17 protein-coding genes and 2 pseudogenes are annotated in these 24936 nt (G+C 58.8%); 2 read left to right on the forward strand and 17 right to left on the reverse strand.

The genetic code is table 11. The features are described 5' to 3' along the window. Positions 1 to 90: 90 nt before the first annotated feature. From ACVWZ4_RS04135 to ACVWZ4_RS04185, 11 genes and pseudogenes are all read right to left on the reverse strand, one after another. The gene (locus ACVWZ4_RS04135; protein WP_456701840.1) at positions 91 to 1092 is read right to left on the reverse strand and encodes an MBL fold metallo-hydrolase; all 1002 of its coding nucleotides are present in this window, start codon (positions 1090 to 1092) and stop codon (positions 91 to 93) included. Positions 1093 to 1138: 46 nt separating this feature from the next. Then, positions 1139 to 1888 (reverse strand): SDR family NAD(P)-dependent oxidoreductase, encoded by a 750-nt coding sequence (locus ACVWZ4_RS04140; RefSeq protein WP_456701839.1) that lies wholly within the window; start codon positions 1886 to 1888, stop codon positions 1139 to 1141. A 45-nt stretch (positions 1889 to 1933) separates the two neighbouring features. Beyond that, positions 1934 to 2856: pseudogene (locus ACVWZ4_RS04145) on the reverse strand (SMP-30/gluconolactonase/LRE family protein). A 38-nt stretch (positions 2857 to 2894) separates the two neighbouring features. Beyond that, the gene (locus ACVWZ4_RS04150; protein WP_456737678.1) at positions 2895 to 3872 is read right to left on the reverse strand and encodes an ABC transporter permease; all 978 of its coding nucleotides are present in this window, start codon (positions 3870 to 3872) and stop codon (positions 2895 to 2897) included. A gap of 1 nt (position 3873) precedes the next feature. Further along, positions 3874 to 5406: a sugar ABC transporter ATP-binding protein gene (locus ACVWZ4_RS04155; protein ID WP_456737677.1), complete on the reverse strand. Its 1533-nt coding sequence runs from the start codon at positions 5404 to 5406 to the stop codon at positions 3874 to 3876. A gap of 56 nt (positions 5407 to 5462) precedes the next feature. Further along, positions 5463 to 6611: a sugar ABC transporter substrate-binding protein gene (locus ACVWZ4_RS04160; RefSeq protein ID WP_456701836.1), complete on the reverse strand. Its 1149-nt coding sequence runs from the start codon at positions 6609 to 6611 to the stop codon at positions 5463 to 5465. A 47-nt stretch (positions 6612 to 6658) separates the two neighbouring features. Further along, on the reverse strand, positions 6659 to 8200 hold the full coding sequence (locus ACVWZ4_RS04165) for an aminoacyl-histidine dipeptidase (RefSeq protein WP_456737676.1): 1542 nt from the start codon (positions 8198 to 8200) through the stop codon (positions 6659 to 6661). A gap of 488 nt (positions 8201 to 8688) precedes the next feature. Further along, complete coding sequence (locus ACVWZ4_RS04170) at positions 8689 to 10314, reverse strand: NADP-dependent glyceraldehyde-3-phosphate dehydrogenase (RefSeq protein ID WP_456701834.1); 1626 nt, start codon at positions 10312 to 10314, stop codon at positions 8689 to 8691. Between the two features lie 67 nt (positions 10315 to 10381). Continuing rightward, on the reverse strand, positions 10382 to 11365 hold the full coding sequence (locus ACVWZ4_RS04175) for a D-2-hydroxyacid dehydrogenase (protein WP_456701833.1): 984 nt from the start codon (positions 11363 to 11365) through the stop codon (positions 10382 to 10384). A gap of 346 nt (positions 11366 to 11711) precedes the next feature. Next, positions 11712 to 12011 carry a putative quinol monooxygenase gene (locus ACVWZ4_RS04180; protein WP_456701832.1) on the reverse strand — a complete coding sequence of 100 codons (300 nt, stop codon included), beginning with the start codon at positions 12009 to 12011 and terminating at the stop codon, positions 11712 to 11714. Next, on the reverse strand, positions 12008 to 13123 hold the full coding sequence (locus tag ACVWZ4_RS04185; RefSeq protein ID WP_456701831.1) for an isocitrate/isopropylmalate dehydrogenase family protein: 1116 nt from the start codon (positions 13121 to 13123) through the stop codon (positions 12008 to 12010). Before ACVWZ4_RS04185 ends, ACVWZ4_RS04180 begins: the two co-directional genes overlap by 4 nt. Positions 13124 to 13491: 368 nt before the next feature. On the opposite strand from ACVWZ4_RS04185, the gene ACVWZ4_RS04190 reads away from it, so the two are divergent. After that, a complete protein-coding gene (locus ACVWZ4_RS04190) occupies positions 13492 to 14235 on the forward strand; it encodes a GntR family transcriptional regulator (protein WP_456705184.1) in 744 nt (247 codons plus the stop codon). A 56-nt stretch (positions 14236 to 14291) separates the two neighbouring features. Here the strand turns inward: ACVWZ4_RS04190 and ACVWZ4_RS04195 are convergent, their stop codons facing one another. Beyond that, a complete protein-coding gene (locus tag ACVWZ4_RS04195) occupies positions 14292 to 15626 on the reverse strand; it encodes an MFS transporter (RefSeq protein ID WP_456737675.1) in 1335 nt (444 codons plus the stop codon). 148 nt (positions 15627 to 15774) lie between these two features. Here ACVWZ4_RS04195 and ACVWZ4_RS04200 point away from each other — a divergent pair, with 148 nt between their 5' ends. Continuing rightward, complete coding sequence (locus ACVWZ4_RS04200) at positions 15775 to 17406, forward strand: GMC family oxidoreductase (protein ID WP_456790039.1); 1632 nt, start codon at positions 15775 to 15777, stop codon at positions 17404 to 17406. A 172-nt stretch (positions 17407 to 17578) separates the two neighbouring features. Here the strand turns inward: ACVWZ4_RS04200 and ACVWZ4_RS04205 are convergent, their stop codons facing one another. From ACVWZ4_RS04205 to ACVWZ4_RS04225, 5 genes and pseudogenes are all read right to left on the reverse strand, one after another. Next, positions 17579 to 19060, reverse strand: a complete 1482-nt coding sequence (locus tag ACVWZ4_RS04205; RefSeq protein ID WP_456701829.1) for an aldehyde dehydrogenase — start codon at positions 19058 to 19060, stop codon at positions 17579 to 17581. Positions 19061 to 19110: 50 nt separating this feature from the next. Further along, positions 19111 to 19830 carry a haloacid dehalogenase type II gene (locus tag ACVWZ4_RS04210; RefSeq protein ID WP_456701828.1) on the reverse strand — a complete coding sequence of 240 codons (720 nt, stop codon included), beginning with the start codon at positions 19828 to 19830 and terminating at the stop codon, positions 19111 to 19113. 120 nt (positions 19831 to 19950) lie between these two features. Then, positions 19951 to 21963: a transketolase gene (tkt, locus tag ACVWZ4_RS04215; RefSeq protein WP_456701827.1), complete on the reverse strand. Its 2013-nt coding sequence runs from the start codon at positions 21961 to 21963 to the stop codon at positions 19951 to 19953. Between the two features lie 60 nt (positions 21964 to 22023). Next, positions 22024 to 23865, reverse strand: coding sequence for a TRAP transporter large permease (locus ACVWZ4_RS04220; RefSeq protein ID WP_456705183.1), 1842 nt, complete (start codon positions 23863 to 23865; stop codon positions 22024 to 22026). A 40-nt stretch (positions 23866 to 23905) separates the two neighbouring features. Then, positions 23906 to 24921: pseudogene (locus ACVWZ4_RS04225) on the reverse strand (TRAP transporter substrate-binding protein). Positions 24922 to 24936 lie beyond the last annotated feature (15 nt).

Genomic DNA, 24936 nt, shown 5'->3' on the forward strand with positions numbered 1-24936 from the left:
AAAAATGCTCAATTCTTCTTCGAAGCGAGCCCACGGTAATCGTCGTGAACGACGCAGTTCGCCCTCGCAGGTACAAGGATAATGCCGGCCCTATAGAGACGACATGTGCATCGGCTCTGGATAGTACCTGAAACCATCGCCGTCCCTTCCTACATGACCAACCCCAGGCCAGGGGAAATGATAAGACATAAACGGCGTCTTGTTTGCGGCCAACATATCCAAGACTCTGACGCGTGATTGTGCCGACAACTTTGGATCAGTGTCGAAGGCAAACTCCATCTTCGGCTTTTCGAACAAGAGCACAGGGTGGTGCGTCAGGTCTCCGCCATAGCAGAACGATTTTCCCGCCGACTCAATCATGAAGCAGTGATGCCCCACAGTGTGACCGGGCGCGGCAATTGCGTGTATCCCTGGCAGGAACTGCTCTCCATCCTTAAAGAACACGATCCGGTCGCGCACCGGCGGCAGATTGCGGATTGCGGCCTTCACCAAACCATCGACGTCAGTGCCAAGCTTGCTCTTGTCGGTCCAGAACTCGTAGTCAGCCTGGCTGATATAGATCTGAGCGTTCGGAAATGTTGGTTTGTCATCATCGCTCCAAATACCACCGACGTGATCCCAATGAGCGTGAGAGCACACGACGGCATCAATATCCTCGAGGGCGATCCCGGCCGCTGCAAAGCTACTTCTCAAACGACCGGTAGTAGGACCGAACTGCTTGAGCGACCCCATACCCGTGTCGAAAAGCACAAGTTTGTTGCCGAGATTGACGACCGGGGCATTTTGCTCGAGAACGACGTCGTCGATCGGGAGGAAACTCTTCTCCAGCATCTGCACGACCTCTTCCTTTGGCACCCCTAGAAAACTTTCACGCGGATCGCCAAGTGGAAGTGGGCCATCGGACAGGACGGTAACCTGCGCTTCACCGAGTGCGAAGCGATAGTAGGACGGTGCCTGCTTATCAAACTTGATTACCTTCGCCTCGCCGGGCGTAGCGGCCGGTCCTGTTAGTATCGCTCCGCCGAGCCCGCCCGCAGCTCCCTTGACCAGATCACGGCGACTGACTCGCGAGTGGTTAGACCTCGATTCCATTTTGTCGCTCCCACAGAATGATATTTGCGTCTTGAAATTATGCGCACTAAACCGCGATCATACCGCCGTCGACCACCAGTTCAGACCCGGTCATATAGCTGGATCCGTCGGAGGCCAAAAAAGTGAGTGCTGCCGCGACTTCAGAGCATTCTCCGGGTCTTGCCATAACCGTGCTTCCCAGAATGAGCCGTGTCTGATCCGGATCTGAGAAGTAATCTTCATTGAGCGGGGTCCTGATTGTCCCCGGATGAATTGAGTTTACTCTGATCCGATACTGCCATAGGTCGACAGCAGCAGCCTTGGTCAACATGCGGATCGCGCCTTTCGTGGCGCAGTAGCCGCTCATGCCGGGCATATTCGCCACGATACCTGACACCGAGGAAACGTTGACAATCGAGCCGCCACCGGCCTGCCTCATACTGGGAACGATCAACTTGCATCCGAGAAACGTCCCGGCGACGTTCACGTCGTACAGTCTCTTGAAGTCAACGAGAGAGAGACTCTCGATCGTCTTCCGAATCAGTATCCCGGCATTGTTGACGAGGACATTGACGCATCCGAAAGCGCGCTGTGCCTCCTTGATGACATTGATCCATGACCCTTCATCAACTACATCATGGGCGACGAAGATGGCTTTGCCTCCCGATGACGATATCTCGCTGGCGACCCGGGCACCGTTGTCCCTGTCAACGTCGGTTAGCACGACTGCCGCATGTTGCTTCGCAAATTCGCGAGCGTGAACTTCCCCCATTCCCTTGGCCGCTCCGGTAACTATGGCAATCTTGCCTTCGAGCATATTCGTATCCCCCTATTCAGGACGCCTGTTGCACGTCGAGCCCGGTCAAATCCCTGTCGTGTTCAGGCACACGGCATAGATTGAAGTGCTTGCCGCCATGAACAATCTATTCTTGTGGCGGCCGCCGAAGCAGATGTTCGCACAGGTCTCAGGAAGATGTACTTTCCCGATCAGCGCGCCTTCCGCAGAATAGCAGCGAACCCCGTCCTCGACAGGATCGGCCCATCCCATACTGCACCAGATGTTTCCGTGAACGTCGACGCGAAGTCCATCAGTGAAACCAGGAGCAAACTCGTCTGCAAACACGGACCCGTTCTTCAAGCGTCCATCAACTACATCGAACTGGCGAATATGGGAGGGGCCGCCGTCGGTGATGCCGCTGTCGACCACGTAGAGCCGAGACTCGTCAGGCGACATCGCCAGGCCGTTCGGCCTGACGAAGTCGTCAGCGACCACCGTAGTGAGCCGCTCGGATCGAGTCTATAGACCGCTCGAGGGAGCTCGGCTTCCTGCTTGATGCCTTCATAGTCGCTATCAATTCCGTATCCCGGGTCGGTGAACCAGACGGCGCCATCCGACGTCACGATGACGTCGTTGGGGGAGCTAAGACGTTTTCCCTCATAACGATCCGCGAGTACCGTTATGTTGCCGTCCAACTCCGTTCTGGTGACGCGCCTGAGATGCTCGCAGCTCACGAGGCGTCCAGCCCCGTCGCGGGTATGGCCATTGGCGTAGTTTGAGGGACTTCGGTATATTCCTAAATGTCCATCGGACTCGAGCCATCGGTAGATGCGATTGTTCGGGATATCGCTGAATAGAAGACAGCCGCTGTCGCCGAAATAGACCGGACCTTCTACCCAGCCGAAGCCGGTTGCAAGGCGCTCAATCGGCGCATTGCCTATTTTGTAGGTAAATCGCCTATCCAGCACCTCAACGCCGGCGACCGGATACCGCGAGCTATTTTCAATCGGGCCGAGAGCAAAACCCACAGCAGATTCTCCTCGCCCTAGCCTTCTTTCAACCGCCCGCCAAACTTGTCGGCACACACAGCCATCAGGATGATCGCGCCGATCACGACCTGATGCCAGAAGGTGTTGACGTTCAGAATATTGAGGCCGTTGCGTACCACGGCCATGAGGATCGCACCGGCTGCGGTACCCAACAGAGACGCCTTTCCTCCGGCTAGACTCGTTCCTCCCATGACCACGGCTGCGATCACGTCCAGTTCATATCCCTCGCCAGCCTCCGGCATCGCCGCTTCAAGGCGAGATGTGAGAAGAACACCCGAAAGAGCCGCCAGAAATCCCGTCAGGGCGTACACGGTGATCTTGATGCGATCGATCCTTATACCGACCAGACGCGCGGCTTCGGGGTTGCTGCCAATCGACAGGGTGTAGCGCCCAAACCGCGTCTGATAGAGCAGAAAATAGATCGCCAAAAACGTCGCGATGGTGATTATCACCGGCATTGGTACAAGCCAGACGAAGCCTTGTCCGAACACCTGAAAGGTCGGGGTAGACAAACCCGTGAGCGGAATGCCTTCAGTGTAGACCATGATCAAACCGCGCGTCATGACCATCATCGCCATGGTTACAATGAAGTCGGCAATCCTGACTTTCGCGACCAACACACCGTTTACAATTCCGATCAGCGTTCCAGCGGCGAGACTTGCCGCGACGCTGGCGAATGGATTGAATCCGCGGTTCATGAGATCCGCAGCGATTAGACCCGTGAAGGCAAGGGTCGAGCCGACCGAAAGATCTATGCCGCGCATGGCGATCACGAGCGTCGCGCCGAATGCTATGATTGCGACGAAAACGGCCTGGCGCGTGATATCCGTGAGATTTCCCAGACTCAGGAAACGCGGCGACGCCAAGCCGAGCGCGGCGATCAACACGATCAATGCGATCAAGATGCCACTACCGCCCCCGGAGAGCTTGAACCTTGAGCCGAGCGATTTCACGTCCAGAGTTTGAGCCGACAACCTATCCTCCACGATTCCCCTCATATGTCCGTTGAATTGAAAGCGAGGCGATAGTCTCTTCGCTCGTGGAAGACGCATCCAGAATTCCGGCAGCTTCTCCCTCGAACATCACGAGAATCCGGTGGCACAGTCCGATCAGCTCCGTGCTATCGGATGACACGACGATGATCCCTTTGCCCATCCGAGAACTGGCTACGATCAACTGGTAGACGTCTGCCTTGGCCTTGATGTCGATTCCGCGGGTCGGCTCCTCGAGCAGCATCACTTCGGGCTCGGTCAATAGCCATCTTGCAAGCAGCACTTTTTGCTGGTTGCCGCCGCTCAAGCGCCCGATCGGCTGGTGAGGACCTTCGGATTTAATTCCCATCTCTTTGATATATTTGATGCACCAGCTTCGCTCCGCGCGTCGATTTAGGCGGATGCCGCCGAGCTTGGGCAGACTAGGAGCAGTCAAATTCCACCCGACGCTGTGTTCGGCAAAAATGCCTTGCGTCTTTCGTTCGGCGGGAAGAAACGCAATGCCGCTGCGCATCGCGGATGATATCGAATCGATCGCGACTGGCTTCCCTTTCAGGGAAATATTGCCAGCATCTGCTGCCCCATCTCCAAACAATGCCCTTACGAGGAAGCTCTTGCCTGATCCCTCCAATCCCGCGATGCCTAAAATCTCTCCTTCACGTAGGTTGAAGCAAATGTCTTGGAAGGCTCCTTTTCGAGAGAGCCCTTCTACCCTGAGGATTGGATCCACGCCTGGACTCGTCTTGGCCGGGAATTGCTTTCCAAGCGAGCCGCCGATCATCAGGCTGATCACTTTGCTAACGTCAAGCGCCGATGCCGGCAGGTCCGCGACGCACGCTCCATCGCGCAAGACGATCACGCGATCACAGATCGTCAGGACCTCGTCCAGCTTATGGGATACGTATATGACGGATTTACCTGCCCGCTTGAGGTCGTTGATGATCCTTACAAGCCGCTCTCTCTCCGCTCTTTCGAGTGCTTCGGTTGGCTCGTCCATGATTAGGATGTTCGCGTTCGAATTCAACGCCCGAGCGATCTCTACGATCTGGCGCTGGGCAAGCGTGAGTGAGCCGACCGGGCAAGCGAGGTCCAGTTCGACATTCAGCACCTGGCTCAAGATCTGCTGCGCGCGGTCGCGCATAGTCTTTTTTCGAAGTGGCGAAGTGAGCTTTGGCGTCGCGCCAATTGAGATTTCACGGCCGATGAAGATGTTTTCGACGGCATTCAGATCGGGAAATAGACTCAACTCCTGGTAGATGATACTTATTCCAACTCGCTGGGCATCCGCCGGCTCGCGAATATCGACGCGTACGCCGTTGACCTCGACTTCTCCTTGGTCAGGGACGTGAGCGCCGGCTAGAATTTTCATCAGCGTGGATTTGCCGGCACCGTTTTCCCCGACCAGGCCGAGCACTTCGCCTTTGGCGAGGGTCATCGAAACATTGAACAACGCGTTGGTCGCGCCGAATCTCTTTCCGACGCCCGTGATTTTCAGAGCTTGTTCCGATTGACTCATTAGAGAGATCCTTCCAACGTAGAGAGCCGCGCAACGCGCGGCTCTCTCCTCAGCCACTACTTCGTAGACTTCGCGACGTAGATGTAGTCGGACGGATTGAACGTGCCGATGTTGTTGGCATCGTATGTCTTCGGAGCGACGAAGATCTTCTTCGGAACGCCCTCGCCCTTCATGACGAACTGTTCGACGGCACGGACTATATTGCGCCCTTCTTCCTTGGCGCCGGTATCCACCGTCGCGGCAAAGTCGCCGACCTTGATCGCGTCATTGGCTTCCTTCATGTTCTCGTACCCAACGATCGCGATCTTGCCGTTCAGCTTCCTTGCCTTCAGCGCCTGGAGGCCGCCCAACGCCATCTCGTCGTAGAGCGCGACGAGAATGTCGATGTCCGGATGCGCGGTGAGCATGTTCTCCGTCACGCTGAGACCTTGCGCTCGCACCCAGCCGGCAGGCTGCTTCGCAACAATCTTGAGGTTCGGGTATTTCGAGATGATCTCATTGAAGCCCTTCATGCGCTGAGCCGTATGCGGTCCGGGCAGCCCTTCCAAGATGGCGATTTTGACGTCGCCCTTGTCCTTGTAGTGGTCTACGATCCACTGGGCTTGAGCACGTCCACCGTCGCTTTGGTCGTATCCGATATCACTCACATAGTATGGATCGTCGGCGACGGGCGAATTGAACAGGAACACGGGAATGCCGGCCTCAGTCGCCCGCCGGATCAGGGGTTCCAACGCGCCCTCGTTGTAGAGAGCGACAGCGATCGCGTCGACGTGCTCGTTGATCCAAGCCTCCATCGTGCGGACTTGATCGTCCGTCGCGGACTGGCTCTTTGGCGCCTGAACGAGCAACTGGATCGTGCCAGGTCCGCCTAACTTGTCGATCTCCTCCTTAACGCCAGCCAAGACCCGTTGATAGTAGGTGTCCATGGCCGTCGGCAGGAAGCCGACCTTGAGTGGCCGATTGCTCTTGGCTTGCGGCTTCGCCTCCTTACCGGTCGCCGGAATCACTTTGTCCATGAGAATTCCGGGAAATACGGCGCCGTAGTCAGCGGCACGCGTCACCCCCGGAACGATCATCGCCGCCATAAAGGCAGCAGCAAACGGCACGCTAATAGAACGTCTCATGTTTCCCCTCCGATGTTTTTTCCGTACTGCACTTGCTGCACGCGCAAAGCGCGGGCAGCCCTCGCCGAACGCTCCGCCCACGCGGAGCGTCGCAAACGATCCGTTTCGCTCGATGCGTTGTCCTGCCGCTACTCTTTCAGATTGCGGAGGATTTCCCTCAAGAGCCGCCAAATTGGTTCGACAGTCGTGTGATTGAGGCGCTCTCGGGTCGTATGGACGTCGAACGCCTCGGGCCCGATCGAGATCATGTCGATACCGGGAATTTTCTTGTTGAAGAGGCCGAGTTCGAGACTCGAGTGGGACACCTCTACATGCGGCTTGACCTTGAAGGTCTCCTCATAGGCGCGGGTCGCCACAGCCAAGAGCTTCGAGTCCTTATTGTAAGGCCACTCGGGGCAATCGGCGAACGTCGTAACCTTTGTTCCGCGTCCCATCAGTGCAGCCAGTCGCTCGATGCGTTTCAGGATCGCGTACCGTCGCGAACTGATCGCACTCGGAATGGTCGAAACAATCTCCACCTCCTCGTCGCTTGTCGACAGCAAGGCGATCGTATTCGAGCTCTCTACCAGGTTGGCAATGGTGAGGCTCATGCTCTGGACGCCATTCGGCGTGAGCGTGATGGCCTGCACGGCCGAGTTGGCGGTGACGTCCGAGAAGACACGCTCCACAGCTTCAGTGTGGCGCTCCAACCCGACCTCGAGCTTGGGGTCGCTGACGAGGAACTCTTTTTTGAGATCCGCCGAAACACTCCTGACGATTTCGTTCGCGCGGTCCAAATCAGCTTGATGCAGGAGCAGGATCGCTTCGGCATCGCCGGGGATGACGTACCGATTGACGCCTCCTTTAACTAAGGCAAGCCTTGTCGGCAGCTCATCGATGAGCGCGCCAAGGAGTCGGGCGAGAAGGACGATCGCATTCGCACGTTCGAGATGAATGTCGAACTCCGAGTGACCGCTGCTGAGCCCTTTCACGAACGCGCGCAGGGTCGTGAGGCCAGCCGGCGGTTTCTGCCATTCGATGGGAATCCGGAAGCGGGCCGAGATATCGCCCGCGCAACCCGCGAATAGGCTCTTGGGATCGTGCCAGTTAAAATCGATCAACCGCTTCGCAGTGAGGCGAGAGGCGTCGAAATGCTGCGCACCCCCCTTTCCCACTTCCTCCTGCACAGTGAGTACGACCTCCAAGGGAGGATGTGGAATATCCGTCGAGTCCAGCACCGATAAGGCGAGGGCGACGCCCACCGTGTTGTCCGCGCCGAGGGTCGTGCCCGTGCCATGAATGAAGTCACCATCGATGCGGAGTTTAATGCCCTCCTTCTCGAAATCGTGGTCCACGCCTTCATCGCTTTCGCACACAATATCGGTATGACCGTGGAAGATTACGGGAGCTGCGCTCTCGTACCCACGCGTACCAGGCTTCTTCACGAGGATATTGTGAATGTCGTCTTGAAAGTATTCGAGCCCACGATCTCGCGCGAACCTGGCTATATAGTCGCTCACCTGCTTCTCGTTGTACGAGCCTCGCGGGATGCGGCTGATCTCTTCAAAATAGCGAAAGAAGATTTCGGGTTTAAGGCCGGAAAGGACGTCGTTCGTCTGACCACCAACGGCTCGGTTCTCGGTCCGTCGTCCGTTCACACTATCGGTCAAGGTCTGGTGCGCAGACATCATCTTCCTCCCATCTTCCGGCGCCGCTTAGATGCGCTCGCTTCAGACTATGATGATAAGAACTATAAATTTCGCATCAAACGAATTACTTGCCCAGTTAGGTGAACCGCATTCATGCGAGTACGCTCAAGGCAAGGAGCAACTCTGGGTGATTGACACACCGGAGCCAGGCTTTTCATCCGCTTGGGTGAAAGCCGAGGATGACGACCCATCTGCCAACTCGACAGAAGGGCCCTTAAATGTCATTGGTGATTTATGACCGCCACGAGTAGCGTTGCTGGGTTGATAAACGCTTCCGCTGCGCCTGCCTTGGGCCGATCCACCAGCGTGCGACCGTGGGACACAGGTCAAAGCAGGCGCAATCCTAGGAGTTTCGAACGGAATATTGCTCACCGCCGATCCGGGCCCAAGCGATTTGCCGCACGGAATCGAGAACAGAGGCGGAGGCCTGCCCTTCGAGGGACGTCGTCCTGCGCAAAGCGCGAATCAGGTCAGAGGATGAAATCTGTATGGATGAAGCTAGAATGGTGGCCTTCGACAACCGCATTGAGGATATCGCGCGCGGGCGGCGTGTATTTCGCTGCCACCATGGAGCGGATAGAAAACGAGCGCAGCGCATCAGTAACCGACAGCGTACCTTCGGCGGAGTCCTTCCTTCCGGTGAAAGGAAACACATCGGGTCCGCGCTGGCACTGACAGTTAATGTTCACGCGACAGACCTGATTGACGAGCGAGTCCGCCATCCGACCTATTAGGCTAGGATCTCGCGCAAACAGGCTGACCTGTTGACCGTGGTCCGAGGTCGCAACGTAGTCAAGTGCAATATCAGGATCGTCGAAGCGCATTATTGGGACTAATGGACCAAACTGCTCTTCGCGATACAATCGCATTGCCGGCGTGACCGGATACAAAACCGCCGGATAAAACAGAGTGCCGGCTGCCGCGCCTCCCCCCGAATTGCAAACGCGTGCGCCGAGGCTGACGGCATCATCGAGCAGCGCAGTCATCTGTCTCGCCTTTTCCAGAGTCGGTAACGGCGTCAAGGTCACCCCAGATTCCCATGGCATTCCAACTCTAAGTTCGTCCAGACGCTGAACGAACTCCGAGATAAACGCTTGTTCAATATCGCGATGAAGGAGTAGCATCTTCAGAGCCGTACAGCGCTGACCATTGAACGTGAGTGCTCCCATCAGACATTCGCGCGCAGCAAGTGCTATGTCGGCATCAGGCATGACGATTGCGGCGTTCTTGGCATCGAGTCCAAGAACTGCGCGCAGACGGTTCGTCTTTGGATGGACTTTCTTGAGATGATCCGCTACCCGGCTCGAGCCGATAAGCGTCAGCACATTCACCTGCCCAGTACCAAGGAGGGCAGGAATGATTTCGGCTCCCTCGCCGTAAGCAAAGTTGATAGCGCCAGCCGGGAATGCATCACGAAACGCTTCCAATAGCGGCTCGAATAATAGAACGCCGTTGCGCGGCGGCTTGAACACGACGGTATTGCCCATGATCAGGGCAGGAACCAGCGTCGCAAACGTCTCGTTGAGCGGATAGTTGTAGGGCCCCATGCACAGAACAACGCCCAATGGCGTCCTGCGCACTAGGCCGACCGCCCCATCGACGATCTGGAACTGCGAATTGGCATTATCGAGGTTGCGTAGAGCTTCGATGGTTTGCCTGATGTACTCGATCGTTCGATCAAACTCCTTTTCCGAGTCAGCAAGCGTCTTTCCTATCTCCCACATGATAAGACGCGAGACGAGTGTTCGACATTCGCTCATACGGGCGACGAATTTCTGCATCGCGGCGAGACGATCTGCAACGCGCATCGTCGGCCAGACGCCACGACCGTTGTCGTAGGCGGCTACCGCTGCGTCGAGTGCGGCGAGAGCCGATTCGACTTTCCCTGACGGATGGCTACCTAACCGCATCTGCGTCAATTCGCCATCGCTCCCCCGCACGAGTACAGGCGAGAGGACGTTCTTAGTCGGCCCCGTCCAATCGTGGAGCTCGCCACCAACCAGGATTCTGCGCTGCTCGACGGGTGCAATCGCAACTTCGCGCAAGCCAGGATCATCAGCGGTAGGAAACAATCGATTCAGATGGCCGAAATCCATAACACCTCCAGAAAACAATTCTTCGCTGTCACATTCGGTTCATTGGTCCTGGAGGTTCTGAATATGATTAGGCCGCAGGCGGCCCTACGACATTCTTCAAACGGCCGCTCCAAAATGCTTCAATGTTGTCTACCAACTGATCCGCGAGCGACTGGACGGCCTCTCGACTTGCCCATGCCACATGCGGGGTAAGAATGAAGTTCGGCAGATCGGTCAAACGCACGAGCGGGTGATCGTCGGGCGGAGGCTCGACGGTAGCAACATCAAATCCAGCGCCGGCAATGTGCCCACAGCGAAGAGCTTCAGCCAAGGCAGCTTCGTCCACAAGGCCGCCTCTTGCGGTATTTATTAGCAAGGGTCTGCGGTCCATCAGCGCGAACTCGGGAGCAGCGATCATGTTTCGCGTGGCGGACGTAAGGGGTGCGTGGAGGGTGATCACATCGCTCATGCGCAGGACGTCTTCGAATGGCGTGTACAGCGGTCCCATTCCAGAGATACCCTTGTAGGACGAGAAGAGGACTCGCATTCCGAATGCGCGACCGATGTCCGCAACCGCTCTGCCCAACGCGCCATCGCCAATGATGCCAAGAACCGATCCGGCCAGGTCGCGGATCGGATGATCGAAGTAGCAGAACTGGCCGGATGCCGACCAGCGACCAGAACGCACGGAATCCCTGTAAGCGACTAGGCTTCTGCGTAATGCCAGCAGCAGTGCAAAGGTGTGTTCGGGGACGGTATTTGTCGCGTAGTTCCGGATGTTCGATACGGTTATGTCTCTCGCAGCGCAGGCCGAAAGATCCACGATATCGGTCCCCGTTGCCGCGACAGCGACGAGCTTGAGATTGCGCGCCCTAGCGACCGTTGCTGCGCTCAGCGGCACCTTGTTGGTGATGATGATATGCGCGTCTGCCACTCTATCGCCGATCTCATCTGGCTTCGTGGCAGAAAACTCGCGCAAGTCGTGCGGGAAAGCGAATGGTCGCAGGTTGACTTGAGACGGCATGGTGTCGCGATCGAGAAACACGATCTTGGCCAATTGGTTATGAATCATCTTTCGTCCCTCTGCCGAACAGTACAAACTTCCGGATCCGATAGCGCGTCACTGCGGCGATCTAGCGCGCGGCGAGAAATCAACCAACGTCAGCGGCGGTTCTCCCACTATATGGGACGATGCTTCCGATGAGATAAAACGAAAAATACCTCCGGATAGATGATTTCTGGTCAACTGATCTGGAAAGTCTCGATGCCTCGCAGATGTTCTTTTGTGCTCGTGCCGCGGCGTTGAGGCTCGACCTCGACTGAAAGGAGCGCACTCAGCCTTTCATGCGCCGCCGGCGAGATCCATGGGGGAATCATCTGCGATGCAGCCTAGCGGCAGCTTCAGTTCGTCCTTCCTACTAATCAGGGTCGACCTTCGAGTAGGTCGTTACGCGCTTGTCGACCACCCATGGGGAAACCAACCGGTCGAAGCTCCGGAAATGTTCGGTGGCGAGATGAGCGTCGAAGGCGTCTTTGACGTCGTAAAGTTCGTAGAGGAAGACCTCAGCCCCCTCCTTCGCCTCACAGACTTCGAAAAGACGGCATTGCGGCTCGAGCTTGAGAGAATCGGCAGCGTTCTTCGACATTGCTTTGCGGAAATCCGCCCGGTATTCGGCCTTGATCGAGAAGCTAACGGTGACTACGAACCCTCCCGTCATGCGACCTCCTTCATGGCGCTCGAAAGTGCCGCGATCGTTTCACGGGTAACCGTGGCGCAGCCCGCCGTGCCGCCAAGCTCCATCGGAACGGCGCCGGAAGACAGCGCGATTTCGACCGCACTCTCGATCAAGCGCGCTCGTGTCTCGAGGCGAGGTTCATTGTGTTTTTCGGCGAGCCAGTCGAGCATCATCGCTGCCGATAGGAACATCGCGCAGGGATTTGCCTTTCCTTGGCCTGCGATGTCCGGCGCTGTGCCGTGAGCCGGCTGGAACAGGGCATGCTTATCGCCGACGTCGGCGGAAGGAGCCATCCCCATGCCTCCGATCAAACCCGCGGCGAGATCCGAAAGGATGTCGCCGAACATGTTCTCCGTCACCATGACATCGAGCGTCCACGGCTTCTTCACCATGGTGAGAGCCATGGCGTCCACGTAGGCGTGATCCGCTTCGATACCGCTGTGCTGAGCCGCCACTTCGCCGAAAACTTTTCGAAAGAAGGCCATCGAGGCAAACACGTTGGCCTTGTCGACGCAGGTGACTCTGGCTCTCTTGCCGCGCGCTCGCCGTCGCTCGGCAACACGGAAGGCGAAATCGCTGACTCGCGCCGTTCCAGTCCGGCTGATGTGCATCGTATCATAGGCATCGCGATCGTCGATCAGCTCTCCCTTACCCCTGGCATAGAACAGTCCTTCCGTCTGTTCTCGGATAAGCACGAAGTCGATGTCGCGCGCCCGGGGGTCCGACAGAACGTTAGGCAGCCCCGGAAACCAGCGAATGGGTCTGACGCCGGCGTAAAGATCCAGCGCCATACGCAGATCCAGCTGCGGAATAATCTCAGTACCGTCCGCATGCCTGATATCCGGCCACCCCATTGCCCCGAACAGGACGGCGTCCGCCTTTCGGCAGGCATCGAGCGTCATGTCCGGCAAGGCTTCGCCGCTCGTCGCGTAATATTGGGCGCCCGCGTTCCAGATCGTGGTTTTTAGGGCCGGCCCTCCGGCTGCCTTGGTTTCGACGGCCGCCAGCAATTCCAGACAGGCCGCCATCACTTCGCGTCCTATGCCGTCGCCGGGGAGTACCGCAATATCCAGGTAGTTCGATGAGGTGGTCAAAGGGCGTCTCCATATCTGCGTTCAAGTCGGAATGATCGCGCCGGCATGCGAGCGTTACGCCGACGTGGACAGGCAATATGCTGGCCGGACGGCGAGTATACCACTTTCGAATGCGATAACGCATGCATTAATGTACAGTAACCCGACCGCGCGCTTGTCGCAAGCACCGACGGTGGGATTCTCGATACCCAAGACGCAGATTCGTCGAATCGGAGCGCCTATCATCCACGCATTTTTTGAGGGAAGATCAGACACGCGCTTCTCTTTTTCCGCGGAGCGTGCCTAGTCTGGGCCGCAAAGCACATGGTGCCTCGAAACTCGTTTGTCGCACCGGAAGAACGCACAAGAACGACACATAGCGGGCCGTAATGACCACCAAGCCTCAAAGAAATTCGCCCGATCGCAAGGCAATCGAACGGAAACTCCCGCCGCGAGGACGCTCGGGAGCAACGCCCTCACGCGGAACTCGATCGAACCAGGCAGACGTCGCCTATTCCCGCCTGCGGGAGCTTATCCTGAGTGGCGGGATCGCTCCGGGCAGCTTCGTTCTCGAACTCGAGGCGGCGGCTCGGCTGGGTATGAGCCGTACTCCCGTGAGAGAGGCAATGGTCAGACTGCGCGCGGAGGGTATCGTCGAGATACGCGCCAGACACGGAATGCGCGTTCTCCCAGTCTCTGCCGACGACATGCGCGAGATATACGAGGTGATTACAAGCCTGGAGTCCACGGCGGCCGGGCTCGTTGCCAAGCGCGGGATCGATGCAGACGCACTGTCCTCGCTCAACAAAGCCGTCAAGGCCATGGACGCCGCGCTGGAGCGGGACGATCTGGAGCGATGGGCGCAGGCGGACGAGGACTTCCATCGGACACTGATCAATAGCTGCGGTAATGGCCGCCTGATTCAGACCGTCGATCAATTTTGGTCGCAAGCACATCGCGCGCGCCTGCTGACTTTGCGACTTCGGCCCAAACCCACGCAGTCGAACCGCGAACATGCCGCCCTCGTCAAAGCCATCGCCAAGGGCGATGCGGAAGCCGCGGTGCGCATCCATCGGGAACACCGCGAGCGGGCGGGGCGTCTTCTGACCGACCTCTTGGCCAAGATCGGCTAGGTCGTGGCGGCTCTCGGAAGTTGCTGCGCGCCCGGCAAAACGGGCGCGCATCGGCCTCAAGATGCGGTTCCCAGACTCGTCTGTGCCGTCGCCGGCATCGACCGCGAGCGTTGCCGTAGGAAATATGCGACAGACACGGCCACGCAAACGCCCCAGATCGCCGCGACGCAGTAGATCCCCAGGTCGAGGGTTTTGGTGGACTGGGTGAGGTATCCGATTATGAACGGCGAGAAGAAGCCCGCCGTCAGGCCAATGGAGTTGATGAAGGCTATTCCAGCGGCTGCGGAGATGCCCTTGAGGGCTGCGGTCGGGAGGCTCCAGAACACGGGCAGCGTGGCCATGACGCCGCCGAGAGCCATGCTCAGTCCCAGGAGAACCATAACAAGGCTGTCCTTGAACCAGATGCTGATCAGGAAGCCCAGGATGCCGAACAGACAGCTTCCGACAAAGTGCAGACCTCGCTCCCTCTTGCGGTCCGAACTGCGGCCGACCAGGAGCATCACGACGACCGCTCCGGCGTACGGGATCGCGGAGTAGATTCCAAGTTGGACGGTGTCGGTCACGCCCGCCCCCTTTATGAGGGAGGGCAAATAGAAGAACACCCCCGACTGTGCGAGCACGATGCCGAAGAGAATGACGGCCAGCATGAGCACGTCGATGTTCTTGAAGACCCCGGCAATTCCGAGCGCCGGCTTCCTGGTGTTCTCCGATTCGATGTTTGCGCGCAGGCGAACCTTCTCGTCCCGCGTCAACCAAGGCGCATCCTCAATGTTGTCCCTGAGCTTGTACCAGACGACGAACGCCAAAACGACGGCAGGAAGGCCTTCCAGAATGAACATCCATTGCCAACCGGCGAGTGAACCTGCGCCGTGCATGTTCGCGATGATTAACCCAGAGAGCGGTGCACCGAAGATACCCGCGAGCGGCGCGGCCAGATAGAACAGCGAAGTGACGGTCGCGCGACGTTCCGTGGGGTACCAGCGCATCATGTAGAAGATGACGCCGGGAAACAGACCCGCCTCGCCGATTCCGAGTGCGATGCGCAGGATGTAGAACGAGTATTCCGACCAGACGAGGGCCATTCCCATCGAGATCAGACCCCAGGTCAGGAGAATTCGAGCCAGCCAACGTCGCGGACCGAAGTAGTGGAGCAGTAGATTGCTGGGAACTTCCGATGCCGCATAACCAAGGAAGAAAAGGCCGGCACCAAGCCCGTAGATGGCTTCGTTGAGACCGAGTTGCCCCATCATTTGCGGCTTGGCGAACGCGATGTTGATCCGGTCCAGATAGGAGACTGTGTAGCAGGTGATCAGCAACGGCATTACATGGCGCGTCACCTTCTTGTAGAGCGGATCGTCCTTGGGATCTTGAGCGGGCATTTCCAAGCTCATCTGCTATCCTCCTTCGCAATCTTTACAGCATTCTTTAATGTATGCATTATTGTCACAATTGCAGAAACGAGCCGCTGCTGCAAGGGTTTTCCCGAGCCAGGTTACGCGGCACCTTGGCGAGTAAAGAACGATGTGAGAAAGGGATACGATGCCCGAGGAATTCGACTATATTATCGTCGGGGCTGGAGCCGCCGGTTGTGTCCTGGCAAATCGCCTCTCGGCCGACGGCAGTTCGAGCATCTGCGTTCTCGAGGCCGGCCCCGCGGATCGCAATCCGTTCATCCACATACCAGCAGGCTTCATCAAGACGCTCTTTGACCCTTCCTGCACCTGGCAGTTCAAGACCGAGCCAACGGCGCTAACTGGCGGTAGGGCTATCTCGACGACGCAAGGCCGTACGCTCGGAGGCGGCTCGTCCATCAACGGCATGGTTTACAACCGTGGGCAACCGGCGGACTTCGACGGATGGGCCCAACGCGGCAACCGGGGCTGGGGATGGAACGATGTTCTGCCTTACTTCCGCCGTTCGGTTCGCAGGATCGGAATTGAGGGTGATCCACCGATCGACGACGGCATTCCCGTAAGCCGCATGGATTGGATTCACCCGGCTTCCGAGGCGTTCATCCGGGGCTGCGCTGGCTTGGGAATTCCGCTCAACGCTGACTACAATGGGGGACGGCAAGAGGGCGTAGGATATTTCCAGCGCACGATAAACAGAGGGCTGCGTATCAGCAGCGCGAAAGCGTTCCTAAAACCGGCACTTGGTCGAACAAATCTCGATTTGAGGACGGGGGCGCGCGCATGTGAAGTGGTCATCGAATCGGGACGGGCTGTAGCGGTCCGCTACTTGAGGGGACGTGGCGATGCGCCCCTTGAGGTGCGGGCGCGCCGCGAAGTCATTGTATCCAGCGGTACTGCGAACACCGCGCGCCTATTGCAGATTTCGGGCATCGGCCCTTCGGATCTGCTTCGCAGCATCGGTGTGGAAGTTCGGCACGAGCTCAAGGGGGTCGGCGAGAACTCTCGCGATCATTACGCCGTGCGGGTCGTGGTACGAGCCAGGAAGGGTACGATCACCCTCAACGAGTTGTCGCGCGGCTACCTATTGGGGGGCCAGATCGCCCGATGGGCAATGGGACGGCCGACCATCCTTGCGACCACACCTTCGCAGGTCCATGTATTCTGGAAGTCCTTCGACGGTCTAGATACGCCAGATTTACAATGTGTCTTTACGCCCGGCTCCTACAAGCAGGGGGAGGTCTACGTTTTGGACGACTACCCGGGATTCACGGCAGGCGCCTGGCCCCACCGGCCGCAGAGTTCTGGCTATGTACGCGCGCGATCGGTCGACGTTTTCGACGATCCCATTCTTCAGCCCAACTACCTCGCCGAGCCGGCCGACCGGCACGCCACGCTCGGTGGCCTACGGCTGATCCGACGACTGCTGTCGACGCCCGAGATGACGAACTTCGTTTCCCACGAGACGCTTCCGGGGCCTGACGTGCGATCGGACGACGAATTGCTGGACTTCGCCTACCGGAACGGGAGCACGTGCTACCATCTCGTGGGCACCGCCCGCATGGGCCCGGCAAGCGATCCGGGCGCTGTAGTCGACAACGAACTTCGCGTGCACGGCCTGTCGGGTCTGCGGATCGTCGACGCATCGGTCATGCCGATGATGCCATCGGCCAACACTTACGCTGCGACGCTAATGATCGCCGAAAAGGCCTCGGACTTGATCCGCGGCAAAAGCGCCGCCGGCTCGGATTTGGCGGCATGACGGCCTCCTTTCGAGAAAAATGGCCGCTGCCGAGGGCAGCGGCCAAGTTCTCCAGGGGAGGAAAGCAGACGACCGGCCTGCCAGCGGAAAGGACACGTTGATCCCGCGGACCTTCGCGCGGCCGTTTGCAGTTGAAGAAGCGCTTCGGGCCAGCTCTAGCTGGCAGAAACCGTCAACGCATTACGAACGGATCTGCTACGTCTTCAGCCGTGCTGATCATGACGCTCTTGGTCTGAAGATAGTTTTGGATCGCGTCGAGTCCGTTTTCTCGGCCGATGCCCGAGTGCTTGTAGCCTCCGAGTGGCGACAAATAGCTGATCACTCGATAGGTGTTCACCCAAACCGTTCCCGCCTGCAGTCGTTCAGACATCCTCAGGATCCGGCGAATATCGCGGGTCCAGAAGCCGGCGGCCAAGCCGTACGTCGTGTCGTTCGCGAGCGCGAGCGCCTCTTCCTCGTCGTCGAACGGGATGCAAGCCAGTACAGGTCCGAAGACCTCCTCTTGCGCGATCCGCATCTGGTTACGGACGCCAGTGAAGATGGTTGGCTCGACAAAATAGCCCCCGTTTCCGACGTCCGGACCAGTTGCCGGACCGCCTCCGAGCACGCACGTCGCGCCCTCGTCCTTGGCGACTCCGATGTATTCGAGGATCTTGCGGTATTGCGGAGGCGTGGTGACCGGGCCGACCTGTGTGCTCGTCAGCAGCGGATCACCTTTCTTGGCACGCTTGGCGAACTCGACAATCCGCTCGACAAAACGATCGTGAATGCTTCGCTGGACCAGCAGGCGCGAACCCGCGATGCACGTCTGACCAGTCGCAGCAAAGATTCCGGAGATCACGCCCTTGACCGCATTGTCGATCTCCGCGTCGTCGAAGACGATGTGAGGAGACTTTCCACCGAGCTCAAGCGTGACCTTCTTGAACGTGCGGGCCGCAACCTGACCGATATGCCGACCGGTGTTTTCGCTGCCTGTGAACGCGATCTTGGCCACATCCGGATGGGACGTCAGAGCATCTCCGATTTCGCTTCCGAAGCCGGTGATGACGTTGAAGACTCCCGCCGGAAATCCCGCTTTCTCGACCAGCTTGGCGAATTCGAGCGTCGAGGCTGATGTGAACTCGGACGGCTTGGCGACGAAGGTATTGCCTGCGGCGAGTGCTGGTGCGAGCTTATATGCCAAAAGAAGCAGAGGCGAATTCCACGCGGTGATGCCCACGCACACGCCCAGGGGCTCCTGTCGCGTGAAATTGAACGTCTGGGGCTTGTCGATAGGAATGACGGCGCCTTGGACTTTGTCGGCGAGCCCGCCGAAATAGTAGTACCACTGTGGAATATAGCGCAGTTGGAACGCCATCTCGTTGATGAGCTTTCCGTTGTCCGTCACCTCGACACGCGCGAGCATTTCGGCGTTCTCGGCAATGAGATCGCCCAGACCACGTAACAGATGGCCCCTTTCGCTTGGTGTCAGCTTCGGCCAAGGCCCGGCCGCGAACGCCGATTTGGCGGCTGCGACGGCTTGATCGACGTCCACTTGGCTTCCCCGCGGGATCGTCGCCCAGGACTTACCGGTGAAGGGGTTCTGACTTTCGAACCGCTCGCCACCGGCTGCATCGACCCACCGGCCGCCGATAAACATCTTGTAGGATTGCATGCTCTCACCGTTTGGTTTTTACGATTTCCGCGACTGCGTTCCCCGGTGGCTCAGGTCCCCAACTGCCGCGCGAAATCGATGATGTCAGTTGCGACGACGTCCCAGTCTCCCGCTGGGGCCAAGTCCGTCTTTTGCCCGGGTCCATACTCGGTCGGACGCGGGATGAATGCGGTCTTCAGCCCGACGCTGCGAGCCGCCGCGAGATCGTAGTTGTGGGCGGCGCACATCATCACCTCGCCAGGCTCGAGGTACATCAGCCGGCAAACTCCAAGATAGGTCTCCGGATGCGGCTTGAAGTGACGGAAAAGCTCGCATGAAAAAACGTTGTCCCAGGGGAGCCCCGCGTGCTTCGCCATGTTGACGAGCAGCGCGACGTTTCCGTTCGAGAGCGGGCCAATCACGAACTTCCGCTTCAGGCGCGTGAGGCCCTCGACCGCATCGGGCCATGCGTCCAGCCTGTGCCAGACGCAGTTAACGTGCTGCATCTGAGACGGAGATAGGTCCTTGATGCCGAGTTGCGCTGCCACTTTTTCGAGCGCATGCGCGTGAAGTTCGTCGAGATTGGTCCAGCCGATCTCTCCGTTTCGCACCCGGTTCTTCTCCGGCTCGTACTCGTCCCGCCAGCGATCCGCCAGCGCCGTCCAGTCGGCCTGGATGCCCTGGTTGTTTCCCCAGGCGGTTAGATCGCGGATGATGCTGCCCCGCCAGTCGACCACCGTTCCGAAGGTGTCGAACACGATGGCTTTGACGTCCTTGATCGAATTTTTCATCTTGCTTGCGACCTTGGCGGCGGCGAAGGCGAGAGCGGGTGAATTCCCGCCTTGCGGCAGCCGACGAATTCGTTAATGCATACATTATGCGCGTGGGGCACTTCATCCGTCAAGGCGGATCTAGAAGCGACGCGTCACTGCGCCGACGACATTTTCGGCCGTTATGCCGAAGCGGCGGAAGAGTTCCTCTCCGGGCCCCGACGCTCCGAAGCCTGTCATCCCGATGAATATACCGGTCTCTCCGAGATAACGCTCCCAGCCCTGACGCACGGCGGCCTCGATTCCCACCTTGAGTATGTCCCCGCCTCCAAGAGTGCTGCGCCGATAGCTTTCGTCTTGCCGCTCGAATGCCTCCCAGCTCGGCATCGAGATCACCGCCGTCGATATCCCTTCTTTTTCCAATAGCTCCCTGGCTTCAAGCGCGATCGAGACCTCGGAACCGGTAGCGATCAGGCTGACCTGTCTGGGACCGCCGACCGCCTCCGCGAGCACGTACGCTCCCCGCGCGCAGAGATTCTCGTCTGTATGGCCCCGGCGAACTGGCGGCAAAGCCTGGCGAGAGAGGATCAAGGACGAGGGACCATCGCGCCTCGCCAGCGCCATCTCCCAGCATTCGGCGACCTCGACCGCATCGGCCGGTCTCATGACCAGCATGTTCGGGATCGCCCTGAGTGAGGCCAATATTTCGACGGGCTGATGGGTAGGTCCATTCTGCCCAATTCCGATCGAATCGTGGCTGTAGACGAATACGCTGGGCACCCCCATGAGCGCGGCCATTCTGATCGCGGGACGCAAGTAATCGGAGAAGGCCAGATAGGTCGCCCCGATCGGGACGATACCGCCGTGAGCGGCCATGCCGTTCATCATCGATCCCATTGCGTGCTCGCGTATTCCGTAGTGGACGAAGCGCCCTCCTCTGTCGCTGGCGGTGAAGGCGCGCAGTTCGCGCTTGTGCCCCGTCGGTCCTTCCAGATCCGGAGCGCCGCTCACCAACTCGGGGATCGCGGCAAATACGCTCGCGACCGCCTCTCCGGAGGATTGAATAGACGGTTGGGCGGGCAGATCGATCGCCGATCGCTTGTAACGCCGCAGGGATTCCTCCCAGCCCGTCGGCAGCTCCCGCCGGGCCAGGCGTTCCGCAAGGGCGCGTTGGCCCTCTGGCAGCTCGGCGAGCCGCCCCTGCCAGGCGCGATACTCTCCGCCGTTGCGCGCCTCGATCATGCTCCGCCAACCCGCCAAAACGCTTTCCGGAACGACAAACGGTGGGGACGTCCAGCCCAAGCGCTCGCGCGCAGCCTCGGTATCCTCCTTGAAGACGCGGCTGCCGTGGGCGCCCCTCTGCCCTTCCAGCCGAACGAACCCGCGGCCGATGATCGTGGCGCACGCGATCAGACTGGGCCTGGAATCGGATTTGGCGTGGGCGATCGCACTGTCGATCGCCTCCATATCGTGTCCGTCCGCATCGAGAACCTGCCAACCCGCAGCCCTGAAGCGGGTCCGGATATCCTCGCTGATCGAGATCGAAGTGCTACCGTCGTCCGTGATCGAGTTGTCGTCCCACAGCACGATCAGCTTTCCCAATCTCAGATGCCCAGCGAGCGAAAGGGCCTCCTGAGCGACCCCTTCCATTAGACAACCGTCGCCGGCGAGAACATACGTGAAATGGTCGACAACGCCTGGTCCGATCACGCTACGCAAATGTTCTTCCGCGACGGCCATTCCCACGCCGTTCGCGAACCCCTGGCCGAGTGGCCCGGTTGTCACCTCGATGCCGTGCTCCGTCGCGTATTCCGGATGGCCGTGGCAGATCGAGCCTAATTTTCGGAACGACTTGATCTGTTCCATCGTGACCGCCTCGTAGCCACTGAGGTGAAGCAGCGAATAGAGCAACATCGAACCGTGACCGTTCGAGAGGACGAACCTGTCGCGATCGAACCAGTTTGGATCGGCCGGATTTAGCTTCAGGTGCCGGGTGAACAGAACCGTAGCGATTTCCGCGCAGCCGAGCGGAGCCCCCGGATGGCCGTCGCCGGCGCGTTCGATCGCGTCCAGCGACAGTATCCTGATGGCGTCCGCCATCTTCTTGTTGAGAGTTGCGTCGGAAGGCACTTGTGTTTGAACAACGACGTTCATAGGTCTACTCTCGCTTCATCTGGTGTGGTCGCTCGTCTGCAATTGCGGGGACCGCGCGGCTTAGAGGAAACCGGTGGAAAGCCAGGGAATGCAAGCCACGATCACGAGGCCGATCAGAAGGGCGGCCACGTAGCCCAAGAGGGGCCGGATGCCTTCCGCTGGATCCACGCGGCCTATCGCGCACGCGGCGTAATAGCCGACGCCGAATGGCGGCAAGAACAGCCCGATTCCCATCGCGAGAATGACCACGATGGCATAGTGCACCTCGTGAAGGCCGACGCTCTTCGCGATCGGAAACATCAGAGGCGCGAACAGCACGAGCGCGGGAATGCCTTCAAGCACGCTTCCGAGGATCACAAACATGGCAATGGATACTGCCATGAAGGTCGGCGCGCCCCCTGGAAGCGACGACATCATCTTGGCAAGATCACGCGAGAAGCCGGACTGGGTGAGGCACCAGGCGACGGTGGTCGCCGCTCCTATGATGAAAAGGATCGCACCCGACAAGGCGGCCGTGTCGACGAGCATCTTCGGGAATTTGGACCAATCGCAACGCCGGTAGATCAGAAGGCCGGCGAGAATCGAATAGGCGATACCGATGGTGGAGACTTCCGTGGCAGTGGCAACACCTTCGACGACCGCCAGCCTTATTATGAAGGGTAGGGCCAGGGCCGGCATCGCGAAGACGAAGGACTTGAGAACCTCCTTGCGGCTCGGTCTCGTCACGTCGGAAAGGTCCGCCTTGCGGTTGCGCCACCAGACTAAGGCCGCAAGGCATGCCCCCACAGCGACGGCCGGAACCAGACCGCCTGTGAAGAGTGCTGCGATCGACACGGTCGTCACCGATCCGATCGTGATCAATACGAGGCTGGGAGGAATCGTTTCGGTCTGGGCTCCCGTCGCAGCCAATAGGGCCACGAGTTCGCCGCCGCGTTGCCCGCGTTTCCTCATTTCTGGAAACAGCGACGGCGCCACCGCTGCCATGTCGGCGGTCTTGGATCCGGAGATGCCGGACACCAGATACATCGCGCCGATCAGGACGTAGCTCAATCCGCCCTTGACGTGCCCCAGCAGCGCAGCGAGGAAGTCGACCATGGCCTTCGCCATACCGGTCAGTTCCATGAGCATTCCAAGGAACACGAACAAGGGCACGGCAAGGAGGATCAGATGCGACATGCCTTCGTCGAGCCGACCAGCAACGGTGAGCAATGGTGCATTGGTCGATAGACCTATATAGCCGAGCGCGGCGATCGCGAAGGCGAATGCAATCGGCACACCAAGGAAGACCGCCACGCCGACAAGTCCGACGAAGAATATGACGAGGTTGAGATTTCCTAATGTGTGGAAAACGCCGCGTAGATACCAAGCGCTGGCCACCACGAAGGCAAGCAGACAGGCCGTCGTCGCCACGCGTCGGAAGCCGGAGATCGAACTGAGCCGAGCCAGAGCGAAGATGATCATCAAGGCAAAGCCGACGGGCAGCGCAGCGGCCCTAGCCGAGCCCGAGATTTCTAGCGCGGGAGTGATGACAAACGATTCTTCGTGTGCGTAGTCGAACGATGGAATGAAAACGAGCAGCATCATCGCTACGCAGACAAGCAATGCCAGTAGTTCGCAATTCGCGCGAGCCGCTCTTGGAAAGCGATCGACCAGCGCAGTCATCCGCATGTGCTGGCCTCGGTGCAGGGCGATCGCCGTACCCAACATAGAAAGCCAGACAAACAGGATCTGGGCCAGCTCGTCCGTCCAAACGATCGGATTGTGAAAGACATACCGCGCCACGACACCTACCGAAAGTATGCCGACTTCGACGGCCACAACGAGGCCGGCGAGAAATTCGGTGACGGTTACTAATGGCATGACCAGGCGCGATACTGGCGCCGATTGAACTCCTACGTCCATCACCGCATGCCGCTCGCCGGTTGTCGACATCGTGCGCTCCTCAGCTCAGCTTGCCACTTGCGGCCTCCAACAAAGACCAGGCCTCCTCTCCATACTTGCTCTTCCATTCTCCATAGAATCCGGACTGTTGTAGCCTGGCGCGGAAGGAGGAGGAATCCACCTTTACGAACTCGAGACCTTTCGCCGTTAGTTCACCCTGCAATGAACTATTGAGAGCGGCGCGACGTCGGCCCGCTGCTTGACGGCCGCGTCATTGACGGTGCCAACGACTAGGTCGCGGTCGGCCGCGGAGAGCCCATCGAATGCTCGCCTATTGGCCAGGAACCAAAAGCCATCCCACATGTGGTTTGTTTCGGATAGGTACTTTTGGACTTCATACATCTTCGCGAAGTAGATTCCGGCCAGCGGATTCTCCAATCCGTCCGCGACCTTCGTCTGCAATGCCGAATACGTTTCGCCCCATGGGATGGAGGTGGGTGATGCGCCCAGCGACTTGAAAAGGGACGTCCAAAGTGGACTCGGCGGGACGCGAATCTTGAACCCTTTGAGGTCGTCCGCGGTCTTGATCGGACTGCGCGCAGATGTCGTCTGCCTGAAGCCGTTGTCCCACATCTTGTCGAACGCAACGATGTTGGCTTTGGCAAAGCTCGCCACGATGTGCTTGCCAAGAGATCCGTCCGCGGCGTTCCAGACTTGCGTGTAGTCGGAAAACGCGAAGCCTATGCCTGTAATGGCTGCTACCGGAACCAAGGTGGCGACGATCAGACCCGACGACCCGAAAAACTCGAGGGCGCCGGACCTTAGCTGGCTTAGCATGTCGGCATCGGTGCCAAGCTGACTGTTTGGAAAGACCTGAATGTCGACCCGCCCATCGGTACCTTTGAGTATCTTCTCGCTCGCTTCCCTCATTCGGGCGTTGAGTGGATGGTCCGTCGGCATGATGTTGGCGAACTTCATCTTGAACTGGGGCTCGGCCCTCAAGATAGATGGACTTGCGAAGCCCACCGCCAGGCCCGTCCCGCCCAACATAAGTCCGCGGCGCGAAAGCTTCCTCATGGTCTCCTCCTTGGT

The sequence above is a fragment of the Bradyrhizobium sp. USDA 4472 genome (assembly GCF_054058595.1).